Below are 19,505 nucleotides of genomic sequence, written 5' to 3' on the forward strand. Positions count from 1 at the left end.
TCACTCTTGCTCTCGCCAGGTCGCGGCGGGGTGCTTTTATATACCGTGCCAGGCATATCTTGATAGATAGCGAGCTACGTATTTTGTAGGTAATTTGTTGCGGGTGTGTGAATGAGTGTGAGTCCTTCACCGTTCAACGACACAGAGCAGCCCCTGAAGGGGATTGTCCTGATTTGCCTGGCCGTCTTGCTTTTTGCCAGCCACGACACCCTGTCCAAGTACCTCTCGGCCTTTTACCCCATCGTCATGGTGGTATGGGCTCGCTATGTGGTGCATACCTTGCTGATGCTGGTGGTGTTCGTGCCGCGTAGCGGTTTTTCCGCGGTGGTGCGGACCAAGCGTCCCGGCTTGCAGTTTCTCCGGGCCTTGTGCCTGATCGGAACCAGCATGCTGTTCACCAATGGCCTGCGCTACATCCCCCTGGCCGAGGCTACCGCCGTCAACTTTCTCGCTCCCTTGCTGGTTACAGCCCTGTCCGTACCGTTGCTGGGCGAACGGGTCGGCCGTGGCCAATGGCTGGCCGTACTGGCCGGGTTTGTCGGGGTGCTGATCGTGGTGCGTCCCGGTGGCGCCTTGTTCACCCCGGCGATCCTGCTACCCCTGGGATCGGCTCTGTGCTTCGGTTTCTATCAATTGCTGACCCGCAAGCTCAGTGGCATCGACAGCCCGACCACCAGCAACTTCCTCACTGGAATCCTCAACAGCCTGATCATGAGCGCACTGCTGCCGTTCTTCTGGAGTACACCGACGTTGCTCCATGGCCTGTTCATGATTGGCCTGGGCACTTGCGGCATGCTCGGCCACCTGCTGCTGACCCAGGCGTTCCGCCATGCTGCGCCCGCCATGCTGGCTCCCTTCAGTTACGGGCAGATCCTGTTTGCCGGGATGTACGGCTACCTGATCTTTGGCCATACCCCGGACAACTATGGGCTCGTGGGGATCACGGTGATCTGCCTCAGCGGCCTGGCAGTGGCCTGGACCCAACGCAAGCGCTGAACCCGAGTCGCTGCCATATGCGGCACCGGGATCGAATGATCGACAGGCAATAAAAAGCCCCGGCTCTGGCGAGTCGGGGCTTCTTTCTCACGGGGCCTTACAGCACCGGGTAGTCGATGTAGCCGACCGGGCCCTTGGCGTAGAAGGTTTCCGGATGCGGCTCGTTCAATGGAGCATCGGCTTTCAGGCGGGCAGGCAGGTCCGGGTTGGCGATGAAGGGCACGCCGAAGGCCACGGCATCGGCCTTGCCTTCGGCCAGCCAGGCATTGGCGCTGTCCTTGGTGAAGCGTTCATTGGCGATGTACAGGCCGCTGAAGGCTTCCTTGAGCTGTGGCCCGAGGCTGTCAGAACCTTCCTTCTCGCGAGCACAGATGAAGGCGATGCCACGCTTGCCCAGTTCACGGGCGACATAAAGGAAGGTTTGTGCCAGGTCGGCATCGCCCATGTCATGCAGGTCGGCACGTGGCGACAGGTGCACGCCGACGCGGCCGGCGCCCCAGATCTCGATCATGGCATCGGTGACTTCCAGCAGCAGGCGGGCACGGTTCTCCAGGGAGCCACCGTACTGGTCGGTACGCTGGTTGGTCGTGCTTTGCAGGAACTGGTCCAGCAGGTAGCCGTTGGCGGCGTGGACTTCCACACCGTCGAAGCCGGCGGCCTTGGCGTTCTCCGCACCGACGCGGTAGGCCTCGATCACATCGGCGATCTCGGCGGTTTCCAGGGCCCGTGGCGTTGGGAAGTCGGCCAGTGGCCGCACCAGGCTGACATGTCCCTTGGGCTGGATGGCGCTGGGTGCCACTGGCGCCTCGCCGTCCAGGTAGATCGGATGGGAAATCCGTCCCACATGCCACAGTTGCATGAAGATCTTGCCGCCGGCGCCGTGCACTGCCTTGGTCACGTTGGCCCAGCCGCGGACCTGGTCGTTGGACCAGATGCCAGGGGTATCGGGATAGCCGACGCCGATCGGCGTCACCGACGTGGCTTCACTGAGAATCAGCCCGGCCGAGGCCCGCTGTACGTAGTACTCGGCCATTAGGGCATTGGGCACCCGGCCGGCATCGGCACGGCAGCGGGTCAGCGGCGCCATGATGATGCGGTTGGGCAGTTCGATGTCGCCGAGTTTGAGCGGATCAAAGAGAGTGGTCATGGAATGCAGCCTTCTTTAAAGGAAAGGAACGTTTCAGTGAGTCGCAGGGGCCAGTTCGGCATTGCCGCCCTGGCGGAAAGTGATCAGCGTCACCAGCAGGGCCAGGATCGCTAGCGCTGCGGCTGCCAGCGGCACGCTGGTGAGTCCGAAACCGTGGGCGATGACGCTGCCGCCGACCCAGGCGCCCAGGGCGTTGCCGATGTTGAAGGCGCCGATGTTCAGGGTCGAAACCAGGTTGGGCGCGGCCTTGCCGAAGGTCACTACGTTGACCTGCAGGGCCGGGACCGCGGCGAAGGAGGCGGTGGCCCAGAGGAACAGGGTGATCTCCGTGGGGATCAGCGCGACGCTGGTCCAGGTCAGCACGGTGGAGACCACGGCCATGGCCGCGAACACGCCCACCAGGGTGGCGCCCAGGCGCTTGTCGGCCATCTTGCCGCCGATGATGTTGCCCAGGGTCAGGCCCAGGCCGATCAGCAGCAGGGTCCAGGTCACGCCCTTGGGCGATACGCCAGTGACTTCGCCCAGCAGCGGGGCCACGTAGGTGAACAGGGTGAACATCGAGGCTGCGAACAGTGCGGTCATGCCCAGGGACAGCCAGATCCCGGCACCCTTGAGGGCCGCCAGTTCCGCACGCATGTCGAGTTTCTCCTCGTCGCGCTTGGCTGGCAGGAACCGCAGCAGGCCAATCAACGCTACCACGCCGATCACCGTCACCGCCCAGAAGGTCGAGCGCCAGCCGGCTTCCTGGCCCAGCGCAGTTCCCAGGGGGACGCCGAGCACGTTGGCCAGCGTCAGGCCGGTGAACATCAGGGCCACGGCCGAGGCGCGCTTGTTGGCCGGCACCAGGCCGGCTGCCACCACTGAACCGATACCGAAGAAGGCTCCGTGGCACAGCGCCGTAATCACCCGTGCGAACATCAGCACGTTGTAATCACTGGCCAGTGCACACAGCAGGTTACCGATAATGAATATCCCCATCAGGGTCACCAGGGCGGCCTTGCGTGGCAGCCGGGCGGTGGCCAGGGCCATGAATGGCGCGCCGATGGCCACGCCCAGGGCGTAGCCGGTCACCAGCCAGCCTGCGCCGGGAATCGACACCCCGAGGTCCGCCGCCACATCGGGCAGCAAGCCCATGATGACGAACTCGGTGGTGCCGATGGCGAAGGCACTCAAGGCCAGGATGAGAAGCGAAAGGGGCATTATCGGGTCCTTGTCAGATCAGAGCTGTTGGCTCATTTGCGTGAGGAACTGCTGGATGGTGTCCTCGTTGCGTTTAAAAAAATGCCATTGGCCGACTTTGCGGCTGGTGACCAGGCCGGCGCGCTGCAAGGTGGCCAGGTGGGCCGATACGGTCGACTGCGACAGGCCGCAGCGTTGATCGATCTGCCCGGCGCAGACACCGTGCTCGTTGCTGTGGGCCTGGTCGGGGAATTCGACTGTCGGGTCTTTCAGCCAGTGCAGGATTTCCCTGCGAACCGGGTGCGCCAGGGCTTTTATTATTTCGTCGAGGTCGATGGACATGGCGTTGCTCGCTTTTCCATGAAACGTTGTATCGCGATGAGGCGAAATTTAAATCGTTATTTCGCGATATACCAATATGATTTTGATCTTACTTAAGCATTTATCGGTATATCGGGTTATAACGATATGGTGGGCGCGGTGCTAAGCTGCGCAAATGAATTATCTCGCACATCTGCACCTCGGCGGCCAGCGCCCGGGTCAATTACTTGGCAGCCTCTACGGCGACTTCGTCAAAGGCCGCCTGCAAGGGGAGTTCACCCCGGAGGTCGAGGCGGCGATCCAGCTGCATCGGCGTATCGACACCTACACCGACAGCCATGCGCTGGTGACGGCGGCGTTGGGACGTTTTTCCCTGACCCGGCGGCGTTACGCCGGCATCGTCATCGACGTGTTCTTCGATCACTGCCTGGCCCGGGACTGGGTCCAGTACGCCGATCACCCGCTGCAGTCGTTCACTGCCAATGTGTACCAGGTATTGGCCGCCGAGCCGCAGCTACCAGGGCGCCTGGCACAGATCGCGCCCTACATGGCGGCCGATGACTGGCTGGGGTCCTATCGGGATTTTCAGGTGCTGGAGCAGGTTCTGAGGGGCATTGCCCGGCGTCTGTCGCGGCCTGAGGAACTGACCGCGGCGATGGGCGAGCTGGAGCGGCTATACCAGCCCTTGAGCGAGGATTTTCGCGAGTTCTACCCGCAGTTGCAGGCCTTCGCCGCGCAGTACACCGCCCCGTCGCCGGGGCGCTGAAGCCCTTTCAGGCGGCGACCAGTTCGCCATTGCGGCGCGGTTCGTCTGGCTGCAATACATCATCGAACAGGGCTTTGTGCACCGCCTGCTGGGCCTGGAAGGCCAGCGCCGCGCGTTCCTGGCCCAGGCAGGGAATCGGCTTGAGCAGGTGGATTTCCACCTGGCCCTGGTCGTTGGCGAACAGGCGCAGCAGGTGGGACAGCAGGTCATCGTCGCCCACGAAGGGTGCCAGGTTATCGATCTGGCCATCGCGCAGGTAACGGATCGCCACCGGCTGCAGGCACACCTCGGCCTCGATGGCACTGGCCAGCAAGCGACCATGGAAGGTACGCAGGCCCCGGCCGTCGGTCGTGGTGCCTTCGGGAAACAGCAGCAGGGGATGCTGCTCCTGCAGGTGCCGGGTCATTTGCTTGCGGATCAATTGGCTATCCCCGGCGCCGCGGCGGATGAACAGGCTGCCGGCCTTGGCGGCCAACCATCCGGCCACGGGCCAGGTACGCACTTCAGCCTTGGACAGGAACGACAACGGCGCGAGCATGCCCAGCAGCGGAATATCGGTCCAGGACACATGGTTGCTGACCCAGAGCATCGGCTGGCTTGGCAAGTCACCATGTACCCTGACCTGGAAAGGCAGGGCGTTGCTCAGGCGAGCCATGAAGAAGCGCGACCAGCGTTGGCGCCGGACCATGGAGTGGCTCACCCTCAGGCGTTCCAGTACCCCGAAGACGCTGGCCATGCTCAGGCCCAGCGCCACCACCAGCAGCACCCGGGCGATGCGCCCGTAGACCCGGAGCCGGCGCATCAGACAGCCGCCTTGAAGTGCCGGGCATAGCGTGGGCACAGTTCGTCGCGCTTGAGCAGGATGAAGACGTCCGCCACCTGGAAGTCCTGGTCCCAGCAGGGCTCGCCGCAGATCTTCGCGCCCAGGCGCATATAGGCCTTGAGCAGTGGCGGCATCTCGGCGATGACGTTGGAAGGAATGTCCAGGCTCGGCAGTGGGTGCTTGGGTTCGGCGCGCAGGTGCTCGTTGCTCAGGTAGCGTTCGCGCAGGCGCTGCATGATGGCATGGGCCTGCACGCCACCGTCTTGCATGGGGATGCTGGCGCAGCCCATCAGGTAGCTGTAGCCACCTTCGTTGAGGACTTCGGCCAGTTCGCCCCAGAGCACCGCGATGGTGCCGCCATTACGGTAGGCCGGGTCGACGCAAGTGCGGCCGATTTCCAGGATCGGCCCCTGCAACTGCACCAGGCCGTGCAGGCTGAACTCTTCCTCACTATAGAAACGCCCCAGGCTGCTGGCGGCCTGGTGGTCCAGCAGGCGGGTGGTGGCCACCAGGCGCCCGGTGTTCAGATCGCGCACACCGATATGGCTGCAGTGAACGTCGTAGTCATCCATGTCCAGGCCCAGTTCAGCGCCCTTGAGCTTGGCGTTGAACTCATCACTGAAGACGTTGAAACGCAGGGCCTGGGCTTCCAGCAGGGCTTGGGCGCCGATCAGGCGCTCGGCTTGCAGGCGGCGTTCAGTGCCGGTGTCGCTGATGCGGGCGATCTGAGTCATCGTGAATCTCCGTGCGGGCTACCGACCCGCCTTGGGTTGCAGCCAATCGACTTTGTTGTGCAAAGTCAGGCTATGTAGCCGCGGTGTCATCGCCATGAAACTTTGGTGATGCTTATGTGACAGCCCCTGAGGATCTTCGAAATGCCCTGGCAAGCCCTGCTCGAGACTCGTGAACGAATGCCCGCCAACCCCGATCTGGCGGAGGGTTACGGCGCTTTGCTGGCCCATCTTGGCGCGGTCACGCCTTTCGAACTGGCGGTGCTTGGCGGGCGCTTGATGGCGACGCCGGGGTTGGCGTTCCTGGTGGGATACCAGGCGGCATTGCGCATGTTGTGGCCCAGCGCGCCGCCCAGCCTGGGGGCCTTGTGCGCGACCGAGCGTCGCAGCCTGCGCCCGGCGGACATGCAGACGCGGTTGCAGGATTTGCGCCTGCACGGGCGCAAGGATTTCGTCACCGCCGGGGATGCCGCCGACTGGCTGCTGGTGGCGGCACGCAGCGAGGCCCCTGGCGAGCAGCCAGGGCTGCGCCTGACCGTGGTCTACCCGGGGGAGCCGGGCGTGAAGGTCCAGACCCTGCCGGCTATCGCCTTGATGCCGGAGATCAGCCACGGTTGCCTGCTGCTGGACAACGCCGCCTGCGAGCTGCTGGCCGGTGATGGCTGGGATGCCTATGTCAAACCCTTCCGCACCCTGGAAGATATCTATGTACTGAGTGCCATGGGCGCCTGGCTCTACGGGGTCGGCCAGGACAGCGGCTGGCCGCAGCCCCTGTTGTTGCAATTGTTGGGGTTGCTGGCCGGTTGTGCCGAAGCCAGCCGGCAGAACCCGGCCCTGGCCAGTGGGCATGTCCTGTTGGGCGGGCTGTTCGTGCAGTTCGAAGCGTTGAAGCCGGAGATCGCCATGGCGTTCGCCCAGGGCCCCGAGTTCTGGCGCGAGCAGTGGACCCGCGACCAGGCCCTGCTCGACCTGGCTTCCGGCGCCCGAGCCAAACGCCTGGCCAAGGCCCTGGCGACCTTGCACGAGCCGGCGGGGCGCTGAGCGCGCCAATGCAGTGAAACTGTCATCGGCCTGGGCTAGGCTCGGTCATTGGTTTTCTTGAGTGCCCTCCATGTCCAAAGGCTCCTTCTTGCTGGTGCTGCTTGCCTGGCTCGGTCTACCGGCCTGGGCCGAGGAGTGGCCGGCAGAGCAGTGGAGTCGGGCCGCACAAGCCTCGGGGCCGGCGCTCCAGGCACTGGAGGACTATGCCTTTACGCCTCGCGACGATGAGTCGCGCCAGGGCGTGCGTACCGATGCCCTGCTGGTGGTGCACGATGGCCGCCTGCTCTACGAGCGCTATGCCGGCCCGACCGGACCGCAAACCCCGCACCTGATCTGGTCCGCCAGCAAGAGCGTACTGGCGGTGGTCATGGGGGTCGCCTATGGCGAGGGGCGCTTTACCCTGCAGGACCGGGCAGCGGGTTTCTACCCGGCGCTCAAGTCCCACCCGGACATCACCCTGGCCGACCTGCTGCACTGGGGCTCGGGGCTGGCCTGGCAGGAAGACTACGAATATGCGCCGCTCAACTCGTCGGTGGTGGCCATGCTCTACACCCGTGGCCATGGTGATATGGCGGCCTTCGCCGCGCAGCAAGCGGCGGCGTCTGCCCCCGGCCAGGTCTTTCGTTATTCCAGCGGCGACAGCAACCTGCTGGCCGCCAGCCTGCGTGCGATGGTGGGGGCGCAGCAATATGCCGACTATCCGTGGCATGCCCTGTTCGAACCCCTGGGCATTAGCCAGGCGGTGTGGGAGCGCGATGGCGCCGGAACCTTCGTGGCCTCGTCCTACCTCTACATGAGCGCACCTGACCTGGCCCGCATTGGCCTGTTGATGCAGCGCGAGGGCCGCTGGCGCGACCGGCAACTGTTACCCAAGGCCTGGGTCGAGTTCTGCCGCACTCCTTTCTCTGGCTACCGAGCGGGCCAGGATGTAGCGGTGGCCGGTGGGCACTGGTGGCTCAACCGTGCGTTGGACGGCGCTTCGCGGCCCTGGCCCGATGCTCCCGCCGAGACCTACGCGGCCCTGGGGCATTGGGGGCAAGCCCTGTATGTATTGCCGCAGCAGCGCCTGGTGATCGTGCGCTATGGCGACGATCGCGACGGCAGCTACCAGCACAACGAGTTGCTCAAGCGGGTGCTGGCAGCCTTTCCCGGTTCGCAGCAGCCATGAGCCGGCCCAGCCTGGTCCTGCGTCATCCGTGGCTATGCCTGCTGCTGGTCGGGTTGCTGGCGCTGGCGGCGTGGGCCTGGCAGCAGCGAGTGGCCCTGCAAGCCTTCCCGGATATCCTCGGCGCCTATACCGCCAAGGAGTACTGCTCCTGCCGCTACGTGATGGGGAACCCGGCCGACTATTGTCGCGCCTACGTCCGCCAGTACCTGCCCATCAGCGACTTCAACGATGACTCCCAGGCCCGACGCGTCACCGCCAGTGCCCTGGGGCGCACCCATGGCGCGTCCTGGCTGGGGCCACGGGAAGGCTGTCGCCTCGACCCCTGAGCCATCCTTCGGTTCCATCCAGCGGAACCAGATTCGATTGTCCTGTGCATCGGCCCGCGGTTATCTAGCGCAGAGCGTCGCGCACGCCCTGAGATCCCGTGCCGCGCCCCGTACAACAAGAACGGGAACCCACCCGGCCCAGAGGACAGACGCCATGACCCGACATCAGCACATCCTTGCCTGGCTCGACGACATCGCCGGCGACCTGCGGGACATCCGCCAGGACATCCATGCCCACCCTGAACTGGGCTTCCAGGAAAATCGTACCGCCGCACTGGTGGCCCGCTTCCTGGAGGATTGGGGATTCGAGGTGCATCGGGGCGTTGGCTGCACCGGAGTGGTGGGTGTCCTGCGCAATGGCCAAAGCTCGCGAGCCCTGGGCTTGCGGGCGGACATGGACGCGCTGCCGATCGTCGAGGACAGCGACGTACCCTATAGCAGCCGTCATCGTGGCTGCATGCACGCCTGCGGCCATGACGGCCATACCACGATCCTGCTGGGAGCTGCCCGTTACCTGGCGGCCACTCGGCAGTTCGATGGCACCCTGAACCTGATCTTCCAGCCGGCGGAAGAAGGGCAGGGCGGTGCCGAGGCCATGCTTGCCGATGGCCTGTTGGAGCGCTTCCCCTGTGATGCCTTGTTCGGGTTGCACAATATGCCTGGCTTGCCGGCCGGGCACCTGGGGTTTCGCCAGGGGCCGATGATGGCCTCCCAGGACCTGCTTGAAGTGGTGGTCGAGGGCGTCGGCGGCCACGGTTCCATGCCACACCTGGCGGTGGACCCGTTGGTGGCGGCGGCCAGCATGGTCATGGCCCTGCAAACGGTGGTGGCGCGCAATATCGATGCCCAGCAGGCGGCGGTGGTCACCGTCGGTGCGTTGCAGGCCGGCGAGGCCGCCAACGTGATCCCCCAGCAGGCGTTGTTGCGCTTGAGCCTGCGCGCCCTCAATGCCCCCGTGCGCGAGCAGATGCTGGAACGGGTCAAGGCAATCATCCAGACCCAGGCCGAAAGCTTCGGCTGCAGCGCCAGCATCCTGCACCGCCCGGCATACCCGGTGCTGGTCAACAGCCCGGAGCAAACCGAGTTCGCCCGGCAAGTGGCGGTGGAACTGTTGGGCGAGGCCGCGGTGGATGGCAACACGCCAAAACTGATGGGCAGCGAAGACTTCGGCTGGATGCTACAGCGCTGCCCGGGCAGCTACCTGTTCATCGGCAATGGCGTGGGGCAGCCGATGGTGCATAACCCCAGCTATGACTTCAACGACGACATCCTGCTCACCGGTGCGGCTTATTGGTGCGCCCTGGCGGAAAGCTGGCTCAAGCCTTTCTGACCCCACCCTCTTCCTGTTCCCGATTACCCGGGCGCGCCTGCGTGCGCCCGGCACTTTCCCGAGCCCGCAAGAAGGCTCAAAAGTAGCCAAGGAGCCGCCATGAGCGTTTCGATACCCACTGCCTCCAAGACCCGGCAAGTGATTGCTGCCGTCGTCGGCAATGCCCTGGAATGGTACGACTTCATCATCTATGGCTTTCTCGCCAGTTTCATCGCCCGGCAGTTCTTCCCGGGTGGCGATGAGTACACCTCGCTGCTGATGGCCCTGGCCACCTTCGGCGTGGGTTTCTTCATGCGTCCGGTAGGCGGTGTGCTGCTGGGGATCTATTCCGATCGCAAGGGGCGCAAGGCGGCGATGCTGCTGATCATGCAACTGATGACCCTGGCCATCGCGATCATAGTGTTCACCCCCGGTTACGCGGCTATCGGCGTTGGGGCGCCGTTGCTGATCGTGGTCGCGCGCATGCTCCAGGGGTTCGCCACCGGTGGCGAGTATGCCAGCGCCACGGCCTACCTGGTGGAGAGTGCGCCGCCCCACCGCAAAGGCTTGTATGGTTCCTGGCAGTTGGTCGGGCAGTGCCTGGCGGTGTTCAGTGGCGCGGCGATGGCTGCGGCGGTGACGCATTTTTTCTCGTCACAGACCTTGGAGCAGTGGGGATGGCGCCTGCCGTTCGTGGTGGGCCTGCTGATCGGCCCGGTGGGGCTGTGGATTCGCAAGTACATGGAAGAGCCCGATGCCTTTGTCGAGGCGCGCAAGCACGTGCGCGGCAACGGACCTGGGTTGCTGGAGGTGATCCGCACCCAGCGTCGGGGAATCCTGGTCGCAATGGGCCTGGGGTGCGGCGGCACCGTATCGTTCTATGTCCTGCTGGTGAACATGCCGACCTTCGCCCATAACAATCTCGGCCTGCCCCTGGACCAGGTGCTGCTGGTTCAGATGCTCGCCGTGGCACTGATGACCCTGGTCATCCCCCTGACGGGAGCCCTGTCGGATCGTTATGGCCGGCGGCCGGTGCTGATGGTCTTCACCCTGGCATTCTTCGTGCTGGTCTACCCCCTGTACGCCTGGGTCGCTGCTGCCCCGTCCATTGAGCGCCTGCTGGTGATGCAACTGCTGTTGTGCGCTGCCATCGGCGGTTCTTTCGGGCCTGCACCCACGGCCCTGGCCGAGCAATTTCCCATCGAGGTGCGTTCCACCGGAGTGTCGGTGGCGTATAACGTCACCGTGATGCTGTTCGGTGGTTTCGCACCGTTGGTCGTGACCTGGCTCAGCAAGACCCTGGCCACGCCGGTAGCGCCTGCCTTCTATGTGTTGTTGACTTCGGTCCTGAGCCTGCTAGCCATCTACTGCCTGCATGACCCGCTCAGGACCGTCAAACCCAATGCCCTGCCCCTGGGAGGTGAGTCTTGAGCAAGCCCCATGAACCCTCGACGAACGATTCGATCGTCGAGCTCGACGCCCTGGCATTGTCCCGGGCGATCCATGGCCGTGAGCTGTCCTGTCGGGAAGTGATGCAGGCCTATCTGGCACAGATCGAACGTCTCAACCCTGAGGTCAACGCACTGGTATCGCTCTGTGAGCCCGAGATCCTGCTGGACCAGGCCGACGAGCGTGATCGGCAACTGCTCCAGGGACAATCGCAGGGCTGGATGCATGGCATGCCCCAGGCGATCAAGGACCTGGCAGCGACCGCTGGCATGACCACCAGCATGGGGTCGCCGCTGTTCGCCGATCAGGTGCCGCAGGTCGACGCGATCAGCGTGGCACGGGTGCGAGCCCAGGGTGCGATCATCGTCGGCAAGAGCAACGTTCCTGAGTTCGGCCTTGGCTCGCACACCTACAACCAGCTGTTCGGGACCACCGGTAATGCCTACGACAGCAGCCTGAGTGCTGGCGGCAGCAGCGGTGGGGCGGCCGTTGCCCTGGCCTTGCGCATGCTGCCGGTGGCCGACGGCAGCGACATGATGGGTTCGCTGCGCAATCCGGCAGCGTTCAACAATGTATTCGGCATGCGGCCGTCCCTGGGCCGGGTGCCCCACGGCCCGGCCCCCGAGCTGTTCGTCCAGCAACTGGCCACGGAAGGGCCGATGGGCCGCACCGTGGCCGATGTGGCACGGTTGCTGGCGACCCAGTCTGGCTACGATCCTCGCTCGCCCCTGTCGTTGAAGGAAGACCCGTCGCTGCTCGCGGCGCCCCTGCAGCGCGATGTTCGCGGGCTGCGCCTGGGATGGCTGGGGGACTACAACGGTTACCTGCCCATGGAGCATGGGGTGCTGGATCTGTGTGAGAAGGCCCTGGGGGACTTCGTCAGCCTGGGCTGTGAAGTGGAGCGCTGTCAGCCGGAGTTCTCCCTGGCGCAACTCTGGGATTGCTGGCTGGTGCATCGCCACTGGTTGATCCAGGGTTCCCTCGGCCTGCTGTACAACGACCCGGACAAGCGTCGCTGGCTCAAGCCCGAGGCCCGCTGGGAGGTGGAGGGCGGGGCCAGCCTCGGCGCCGCCGATGTGTACCGGGCGTGCCAGAGTCGCAGTGATTGGTATCGGGCTTTGCTGCACTTGTTCGAGCGTTACGATTTCCTGCTGCTGCCCACCGCCCAAGTGTTCCCTTTCGATGCACGACAGGCCTGGCCACGCCAGGTGAATGGGCAGGAAATGGACACTTATCATCGCTGGATGGAGGTCGTGATCGGCCCGACCCTGGCGGGCTTGCCTTGCATCAGCATTCCCGTGGGCTTCAACCTGGCCGGGTTACCCATGGGGATGCAGATCATCGGCCCGCCCCAGGCCGACCTCGCGGTGCTGCAGCTGGCCCATGCCCATGAACAGTTGACGCAATGGGTCCGGCAGCGGCCTCCCGGCAACATCCGGTAATCGGGCAAGGACCTCGGGATCAAAGCCGGGGCCCGTATCTTGCTGGGAAATTTTTCACCCACCCTCAAGCCAGGAGTCCGGGCCATGGCCAGCAAGGTAGAAAGCGGCAGTGTGCGTTCCGTGGAGCGGGCCCTGGCCATCGTCGAGCTGCTGGGCCAGCACCAGGCCCTGGGCCTGGAGGAGTTGCACTACCTGACCGGCCTGCCCAAGGCCACGGTGTCGCGCCTGCTACTGACCTTGCAGGAACAAGGCTGGATCTACCGTGGGCTGAGCGACCGGCGCTACTGCCTGAGTGCCCGCAGCCTGTTCGGTGACAGCCGGCAGCGCTCCAAGCGCCAGTTGGCGGAGCAGGCCGGGCCCTGGCTGCTGCAACTCAGTGCCCGCACCGGCCTGGTGAGCGACCTGTCGAGTTTCGATGGCGAGCATCTGGAGGTGCTGGAAAGCGTGGTGCCCGAGGTGTTGCGCAAGCGCTATCCCAGCAGTAGCAGTCGGGTGGTCGGCCAACATGCCAGCCTGTTTCATTCGGCCATGGGCAAGGCTTGCCTAGGGGCCTTGCCTTGGGAGGAAGTCGAGCGCCTGGCCGTGCGTGAGGCCGTGTCACTCGACACCTGGCAACACTCCGGCCTGCAGTTCCAACAGCTAGGGTTCGGCCAGCGTACCGAGGGTTATTGGGAGTACCCGATGCGCCTGCCGTTCCTGATTCGCGCGGTGGCCCTGCCGCTGCAGGTCGAGGGTCGGGTGGTGGGCAGTATCGCGCTGCATTGGCCGCAGGATCTGTCCTTTGTGGAGCAGGTGCGCCACCGGCACCTGGCGTTGTTGGCCGAAACCGTCATGCAATTGCAGAAACACCTCGCCTGATCTCATCCGCTGCCCATGGGTTCCACCCTGCGGAATCAATGATCGTTGCCCTTTGCCTGGCGGCCCCGACAATAGCTGCCAGGCCACCTTGGCGATGGCCATGACACCCATTCCAAGAATAAGAACAGGTGATTCCATGCGTGCGCAGCAGCGTTGTCTAGCGGGTGTGTTGTGCTGTCTGTTGGGGGGCGGGGCGGGGGCTGAGGACTTTATCCAGGACAGTCGCATGTCCTTGCGCTACGGCCAGTCCTACTGGAAAGAAAATGCCAACGGCGGTGTCGGTCCGACCCGGGATGAATGGGTACAGGCCGCGCAGTTCAACTTCAGCTCCGGCTGGTACCGCGATGTGCTGGGGCTGGATTACAGCTATGGGCTGGCCGATGCCCTGCATGTGGGAAGCAAGGCCGACAGCATCAGCAACTTGCGGGCCGACCGCAGCGTGCAGAACCCCCACGGTATCGCCAAGCCCCTGGCGTTGTATGTGCGTGGGCGCTGGGTCGAAGAAGGCTGGACCCTGAGTGGCGGAGTGGGGAAAAAGAGCCGCCAGCTCGAGCTGTACACCGACGACCGCTTTACCCGAATCCTGCCGGCAGCGAGCCTGGGCCAGGACCTGGGGTATGAGCGAGGGGGCTTGAGCCTCAACCTGAGCCGTATCGAGGGTTTCAGCCCGCGCAACGAGTCGGGCTGGAGCCAGGACCTGCGCAATTATCGAGGGCAAAAGATCGATGACCTGCGGATCTATGCCCTGGGTTATGTCTTTCCCGATGGCAGCAAGCTGCGTGTGGAGCATGGCGTGGCCCGGGACTACCTGCGCAGTTCCACGGTGAAGTTGTCCCGCAGTTTCGCCCTGGCTCCCGGGCACGACCTGGACCTCCAGGCAATCTGGGGGCGCCAGCAGGATGCCGGTCGCTTGTTCGAGTACTCAGGAGTGCGTGGGTTGTACGAGGCGCAGTCGTCCCATGATGCCCGGCATCTGGACCTGGCCCTCAATTACCGCTTCAGCCACTACTACCTGGGACTGAGCTGGAACAAGGTGCGGGGCGATGATTTCGATCGTACGTTCTTCGCCCAGGACCATGGCACCTGGAATAGCAGCGCCAAGCGCTTCTATTACTTCGGGTTGGAGGATGAGGCGCTGCTCAAGGTCGCTTCTGGCCTGGACTTCACCGCGTTCGGCCTGCCCCGGCTCAAGCTCGATGCACACTATGTGTTTTCCAATGCCGCCCGAGGGTACGAGGACTTCTCCCGCAGCGAGTTCCAGAGCCTGTTGCGCTATTCGTTCGATGGGCTTCTCAAGGGCTTGGAACTGGCCTGGCTGCACACCCGTTTTCGCACCCGAGGCGAGCCTGACGGTGTCCTGCGCCGGAGCATCTCCAGGGGGCCGGCGGGCATCGTCAGTCATCACTCGGAGCGCTTCTTCTTCAACTACACCTATCGCTTCTAGCGCAGGGCCCGATCACTCAGGGAGCACCGGGCCGGTAACCGGTCGCCGGGAGGTTTGCCAGCTTCCTGGCAGCCGGTTAAGGTGGCGCCTTCTGTTTACGGGAGCTTGCATGCGTACGCCGATCCGCCTTCTTCTCAGTCTGTTGGCAGTACTGGCCCTGCCGGTCCAGGCCAACTGGTACCTGGACAACGAGTCCTCGCGTATTTCCTTCGTGACCACCAAGAACGCCAGCATTTGCGAGGTCCAGCGCTTTCTGGTGCTGCATGGCAAGGTCGATGGCAAGGGCCTGGCCCAGTTACAGGTGGAGCTGGAGTCGGTCAGCAGCGGCATTCCGTTGCGCGACGAACGCATGCGCCAGGAGCTGTTCCAGATCCAGCAGTTTCCCGAGGCCCTGATCAGTGCCCAGATCAACCTGCGCCCCATCAATGACCTGGCCCCCGGAGCGCAGATCGAGCTGCTGTTGCCGGTCACCGTGAGCCTGCATGGCCGGGAGCACACCTATGACGCCGAACTCCTGGCCACCCGCCTGGATGACCGGCGCTTCCAGGTGGTGACCCTGGAGCCCCTGGTACTCAATGCCGAAGACTTCGGCCTGGCGCCTGGCGTGGACAGCCTGCGCAAGGTCGCGGGCTTGTCGGGTATCAGTTTCTCGGTGCCGGTGGGTGCGGTGCTGATCTTCACGGCCCGCTGACATGCGCGCAGCGGTTTTTCCTTGGCGCGAAGGCAACCGCTTCGAATTGCTGGTCGATGGTCCCGAGTTCTTCCCACGCATGCTGGTGGCCATTGCCCGGGCCCAGCAACAGGTGGAGCTGGAGCTGTACCTGGTGGAGGCCGGTTCCTGCGCGCAGGCCATGGTCGAGGCCATGGTCCTGGCTGCCGAGCGAGGGGTACGCGTGCGCTGCCTGTTCGACGACTACGGCAGCCTGGCATTTCCCCAGGCCTTGCGCCGTACCCTGACCGAAGCCGGGGTCGAGCTGCGTTTCTATAATCGCCTGCGCTGGCGCCAGGGGCTGCTCAATCTGTATCGAGATCATCGCAAGCTGTTGCTGGTGGACCAATCCCTGGCGGTGGTGGGGGGAACCGGTGTCACCGACGAGTTCTGGCTGCCCGAGAGCAATAGCTGCGAGTGGCACGAAGTGATGGTGCAGGTCAGCGGCCCGATAGTGCGCGACTGGCAGTTGTTGTTCGATCGCCAGTGGGACGCCAACCTGCACCGTGGTGCCTGGAAACCCCATGCCGATTTCGGCCTGCAACGCCTGCCGCGCCTACCCGATACCGGTGAGGGCCTGGGGCGGCTCGCCTATGCCGACGCCCGCCAACACCGGGACATCCTGCATTCGCTGATTCGCGCCTTGCACAGCGGCCAGCGGCGCATCTGGCTGGCCACGCCTTATTTCCTGCCGACCTGGTCGGTGCGCCGTTCGCTGCGCAAGGCCGCAGCCCGAGGATTGGATGTGCGCTTGCTGTTGACCGGGCCGCGTACCGACCATCCGGCGGTGCGCTACGCCGGGCACCGCTATTACCCGCGACTGCTCAAGGCCGGGGTGCGGATCTTCGAGTACCAGCCGCAGTTCCTGCACCTGAAGATGGTGCTGGTGGACAATTGGGTGAGCGTCGGGTCCTGCAACTTCGACCACTGGAACCTGCGCTTCAACCTGGAGGCCAACCTGGAGGCCGTGGACCCGGTGCTGACCGCCGCCGTGGTGGCGAGCTTCGAGAAGGACTTTGTCCAGAGCGAGGAGGTCAGCCTGGCGGTGTGGCGCAACCGGCCCCTGTGGCGCCGGATCAAGCAGCGGATCTGGGGATGGGTCGATCGCCTGGTGGTCAACCTGCTGGATCGTCGCGGCTGACCGTCACGGCTGATACGGCTACAGATATTGCGGGGATTACAGGGGATTGCAGAAGGAGGCGGCCGGCGCAGGTCATGCGCCAGCCGGTGAGGGGGGATCAGAGCAGTTCGAAGCTCTGTTGCTGGACGTCCTGGGAATCCAGGCCGATCTGTACGTTGAAGTCGCCAGGTTCGGCGGCGTACTTGAGCTGGGCGTTGTAGAACTTCAGGTCGTCTTCGCTGATGTTGAAACGGATGACCTTCTCTTCGCCGGCCTTGAGCATGACCTTCTGGAAGTTCTTCAGCTCCTTGATCGGACGAATGATCGACCCGGCCACATCCTGGATATACAACTGCACCACGGTCTCGCCGTCGCGCTTGCCAGTATTCTTCAAGGTCACGCTGGCCTCCAGCTTGCCGCCCTTGTGCAGGGTGGTGGAGGACAGGGCCATGTCCGACAGGCTGAAGCGGGTGTAGCTCAAGCCATAGCCGAACGGGAACAGCGGGCCGGTGATGTCATCGAAGTACTGCGAGGTGTAGTTGCCCGGCTTGCCTGGGGTGAACGGCCGGCCGATGGTCAGGTGGTTGTAGTAGGTCGGGATCTGGCCCACGGAGCGCGGGAAGGTGATCGGCAGCTTGCCCGACGGGTTGTAGTCGCCGAACAGGACGTCGGCAATGGCGTTGCCGCCCTCGGTGCCGCTGAACCAGGTTTCCAGGATCGCGTCGGCCTGCTGGTTTTCCTCCAGCAGGGTCAGTGGCCGGCCATTCATCAGCACCAGCACTAACGGCTTGCCGGTGGCCTTGAGGGCCTTGATCAGCGCTCGCTGGTTGGCCGGGATGTTCAGCTCGGTGCGGCTCGAGGATTCATGGGACATGCCCCGCGACTCGCCCACGGCCGCGACGATCACGTCAGAAGCCTGGGCCGCCTTCACGGCCTCGTCGATCATCTGTTGCGCTGGACGTGGGTCGTCCACCACTTCCGGGGCGTCGAAGTTGAGGAAGTTCAGGTAGTCCACCACCTTCTTGTCGTCGGTGATGTTCGAGCCCCGGGCGTAGACCAGCCGGGCCTGGTCGCCCAGCACATTGCGCATGCCGTCGTAGAGGGTTACCGACTGTGCCGGCACGCCGGCGGCGGCCCAGCTGCCCATCATGTCGATCGGTGCCTTGGCCAATGGGCCGACCACGGCGATCTTCGCGGTCTTTTTCAGCGGCAGGGTGTCGTTCTGGTTCTTCAGCAGCACCAGGCTGCGCCGGGCGATATCCCGGGCGTCGCTGCGGTGCAGGCGGCTTTCGGCGTTGGTGTCGGCCGGATCGTCCTCGGCCTTGCCGATGCGCAGGTACGGATCCTTGAACAGGCCCATGTCGTACTTGGCCCCCAACACCTCACGCACGGCGTTGTCGATGTCCTTCTGTTCGATCTCGCCGGACTTGAGCAGCCCTGGCAATTCCTTGCCATACAACGAGTCGTTCATGCTCATGTCGATGCCGGCCTTGATCGCCAGCTTGGCGGCCTCGCGACCGTCCTTGGCGACACCGTGGCGGATCAGTTCGATGATCGCGCCGTGGTCGCTGACAGCCAGGCCCTTGAAGCCCCACTCCTTGCGCAACAGGTCGTTCATCAGCCAGGTGTTGGAGGTGGCGGGCACGCCATTGATCGAGTTCAGGGCCACCATCACCCCGCCGGCACCGGCGTCGATCGCCGCGCGGTAGGGCGGCAGGTAGTCCTGGTACATCTTCACCGGACTCATGTCGACGATGTTGTAGTCGCGACCGCCTTCCACCGCACCGTACAGGGCGAAGTGCTTGACGCTGGCCATGATGCTGTCGGGGGCCGCCGGGCTCTTGCCCTGGTAGGCGTTGACCATCACCTTGGCGATTCGCGAGACCAGGTAGGTGTCTTCGCCGAAGCCTTCGGACGTCCGGCCCCAGCGTGCATCGCGGGAGATGTCGACCATCGGTGCGAAGGTGATGTCCAGGCTGTCGGCGCTGGCTTCCTGGGCGGCGATGCGCCCGGAGCGGCCGATGGCGTCCATGTCCCAGCTGGAGGCCAGGGCCAGGCTGATGGGGAAGATGGTCCGGTGGCCGTGGATCACATCGTAGGCGAAGAACATCGGGATCTTCAGGCGGCTGCGCATGGCCGCGTCCTGCATCGGCCGGTTTTCCGGGCGCGAGATGGAGTTGAACGTGGCACCGATGTTACCGGCGGCGATCTCCTTGCGGATCAGCTCCCGGGGCATTTCCGGGCCGATGCTGATCAGGCGCAGTTGGCCGATCTTTTCCTGCAGGGTCATCCGCTTGAGCAGATCGGTGATAAAGGCTTCCTTGTTCTCCAAGGGGACCGGGGCAGACTCGGCCAATACAGGGTGACTGGCCAGGCTGACCAGCAGACCCAGCAAACACAGCTTCTTCATGAATTTGTTCTCAAGGGCTCAAGCCCGACGCATGAGTGACGCGCCGAACAGCCAAAATTTAGGGGGCAGCTATTGTTGTTCAGATAATTCCCGCACACTTCAGGTCGTGTGAAAACGACTACCTTGGGCAATATGGCGTTAAAAACAGGCTTGTCTTGCCTTGACTCGCGACGTTTTCACACAGCCTTATTTCTGAACTCTTTTTCGCGCTGGGCATCTTTTAGCCCATCAGCCCGATGCATTCCAGTAGCGTTGGCAGATTTTGC

The 19,505-nt window shown here is 64.1% G+C and carries 18 protein-coding genes; 12 read left to right on the forward strand and 6 right to left on the reverse strand.

Translation table 11 applies throughout. The annotated features are described in order from the left end of the window. Positions 1-111: 111 nt before the first annotated feature. Positions 112-996 (forward strand): DMT family transporter, encoded by an 885-nt coding sequence (locus C4K39_RS06805; RefSeq protein ID WP_068582023.1) that lies wholly within the window; start codon positions 112-114, stop codon positions 994-996. A gap of 97 nt (positions 997-1,093) precedes the next feature. Here the strand turns inward: C4K39_RS06805 and C4K39_RS06810 are convergent, their stop codons facing one another. From C4K39_RS06810 to C4K39_RS06820, 3 genes are read right to left on the reverse strand one after another with little or no spacing between them, the layout of a single operon-like run. Continuing rightward, positions 1,094-2,143 carry an alkene reductase gene (locus C4K39_RS06810; RefSeq protein ID WP_124345932.1) on the reverse strand — a complete coding sequence of 350 codons (1,050 nt, stop codon included), beginning with the start codon at positions 2,141-2,143 and terminating at the stop codon, positions 1,094-1,096. Positions 2,144-2,176: 33 nt separating this feature from the next. Then, positions 2,177-3,343, reverse strand: a complete 1,167-nt coding sequence (locus C4K39_RS06815; RefSeq protein WP_124345933.1) for an MFS transporter — start codon at positions 3,341-3,343, stop codon at positions 2,177-2,179. 18 nt (positions 3,344-3,361) lie between these two features. After that, positions 3,362-3,664 carry an ArsR/SmtB family transcription factor gene (locus C4K39_RS06820; protein WP_068582035.1) on the reverse strand — a complete coding sequence of 101 codons (303 nt, stop codon included), beginning with the start codon at positions 3,662-3,664 and terminating at the stop codon, positions 3,362-3,364. Between the two features lie 154 nt (positions 3,665-3,818). Here C4K39_RS06820 and C4K39_RS06825 point away from each other — a divergent pair, with 154 nt between their 5' ends. Then, positions 3,819-4,409, forward strand: coding sequence for an acyl carrier protein phosphodiesterase (locus C4K39_RS06825; protein ID WP_068582039.1), 591 nt, complete (start codon positions 3,819-3,821; stop codon positions 4,407-4,409). 7 nt (positions 4,410-4,416) lie between these two features. Here C4K39_RS06825 and C4K39_RS06830 read toward each other — a convergent pair whose 3' ends face one another. Both C4K39_RS06830 and olsB read right to left on the reverse strand, forming a co-directional pair. Then, entirely contained in the window at positions 4,417-5,211 is a 795-nt protein-coding gene (locus C4K39_RS06830) for a lysophospholipid acyltransferase family protein (protein ID WP_124345934.1), read from the reverse strand. Further along, positions 5,211-5,966: an L-ornithine N(alpha)-acyltransferase gene (gene olsB, locus C4K39_RS06835; protein ID WP_068582048.1), complete on the reverse strand. Its 756-nt coding sequence runs from the start codon at positions 5,964-5,966 to the stop codon at positions 5,211-5,213. The genes C4K39_RS06830 and olsB overlap by 1 nt, the downstream gene beginning before the upstream one ends. A gap of 141 nt (positions 5,967-6,107) precedes the next feature. On the opposite strand from olsB, the gene C4K39_RS06840 reads away from it, so the two are divergent. From C4K39_RS06840 to C4K39_RS06885, 10 genes are all read left to right on the forward strand, one after another. Next, positions 6,108-7,004: an acyl-CoA dehydrogenase middle domain-containing protein gene (locus C4K39_RS06840; RefSeq protein ID WP_124345935.1), complete on the forward strand. Its 897-nt coding sequence runs from the start codon at positions 6,108-6,110 to the stop codon at positions 7,002-7,004. Positions 7,005-7,074: 70 nt separating this feature from the next. Then, positions 7,075-8,172 (forward strand): serine hydrolase domain-containing protein, encoded by a 1,098-nt coding sequence (locus C4K39_RS06845; protein WP_068582053.1) that lies wholly within the window; start codon positions 7,075-7,077, stop codon positions 8,170-8,172. Continuing rightward, the gene (locus C4K39_RS06850) at positions 8,169-8,498 is read left to right on the forward strand and encodes an amidase (protein WP_124345936.1); all 330 of its coding nucleotides are present in this window, start codon (positions 8,169-8,171) and stop codon (positions 8,496-8,498) included. The genes C4K39_RS06845 and C4K39_RS06850 overlap by 4 nt, the downstream gene beginning before the upstream one ends. 154 nt (positions 8,499-8,652) lie before the next feature. After that, the gene (locus tag C4K39_RS06855) at positions 8,653-9,828 is read left to right on the forward strand and encodes a M20 aminoacylase family protein (RefSeq protein ID WP_124345937.1); all 1,176 of its coding nucleotides are present in this window, start codon (positions 8,653-8,655) and stop codon (positions 9,826-9,828) included. Positions 9,829-9,927: 99 nt separating this feature from the next. Beyond that, complete coding sequence (locus C4K39_RS06860; protein ID WP_068582063.1) at positions 9,928-11,238, forward strand: MFS transporter; 1,311 nt, start codon at positions 9,928-9,930, stop codon at positions 11,236-11,238. Continuing rightward, positions 11,235-12,698: an amidase gene (locus tag C4K39_RS06865; protein WP_124345938.1), complete on the forward strand. Its 1,464-nt coding sequence runs from the start codon at positions 11,235-11,237 to the stop codon at positions 12,696-12,698. The genes C4K39_RS06860 and C4K39_RS06865 overlap by 4 nt, the downstream gene beginning before the upstream one ends. An 84-nt stretch (positions 12,699-12,782) precedes the next feature. Then, entirely contained in the window at positions 12,783-13,556 is a 774-nt protein-coding gene (locus tag C4K39_RS06870) for an IclR family transcriptional regulator (RefSeq protein WP_124345939.1), read from the forward strand. 136 nt (positions 13,557-13,692) lie between these two features. Then, positions 13,693-15,000, forward strand: coding sequence for an OprD family outer membrane porin (locus tag C4K39_RS06875; protein ID WP_124345940.1), 1,308 nt, complete (start codon positions 13,693-13,695; stop codon positions 14,998-15,000). 109 nt (positions 15,001-15,109) lie between these two features. Then, the gene (locus C4K39_RS06880) at positions 15,110-15,691 is read left to right on the forward strand and encodes a YceI family protein (RefSeq protein ID WP_124345941.1); all 582 of its coding nucleotides are present in this window, start codon (positions 15,110-15,112) and stop codon (positions 15,689-15,691) included. Position 15,692: 1 nt separating this feature from the next. After that, the gene (locus C4K39_RS06885) at positions 15,693-16,850 is read left to right on the forward strand and encodes a phospholipase D-like domain-containing protein (protein WP_068582074.1); all 1,158 of its coding nucleotides are present in this window, start codon (positions 15,693-15,695) and stop codon (positions 16,848-16,850) included. A 97-nt stretch (positions 16,851-16,947) separates the two neighbouring features. Here C4K39_RS06885 and bglX read toward each other — a convergent pair whose 3' ends face one another. Next, on the reverse strand, positions 16,948-19,239 hold the full coding sequence (gene bglX, locus C4K39_RS06890) for a beta-glucosidase BglX (RefSeq protein ID WP_068582075.1): 2,292 nt from the start codon (positions 19,237-19,239) through the stop codon (positions 16,948-16,950). Positions 19,240-19,505 lie beyond the last annotated feature (266 nt).

Source organism: Pseudomonas sessilinigenes, assembly GCF_003850565.1.
Classification (GTDB): domain Bacteria; phylum Pseudomonadota; class Gammaproteobacteria; order Pseudomonadales; family Pseudomonadaceae; genus Aquipseudomonas; species Aquipseudomonas sessilinigenes.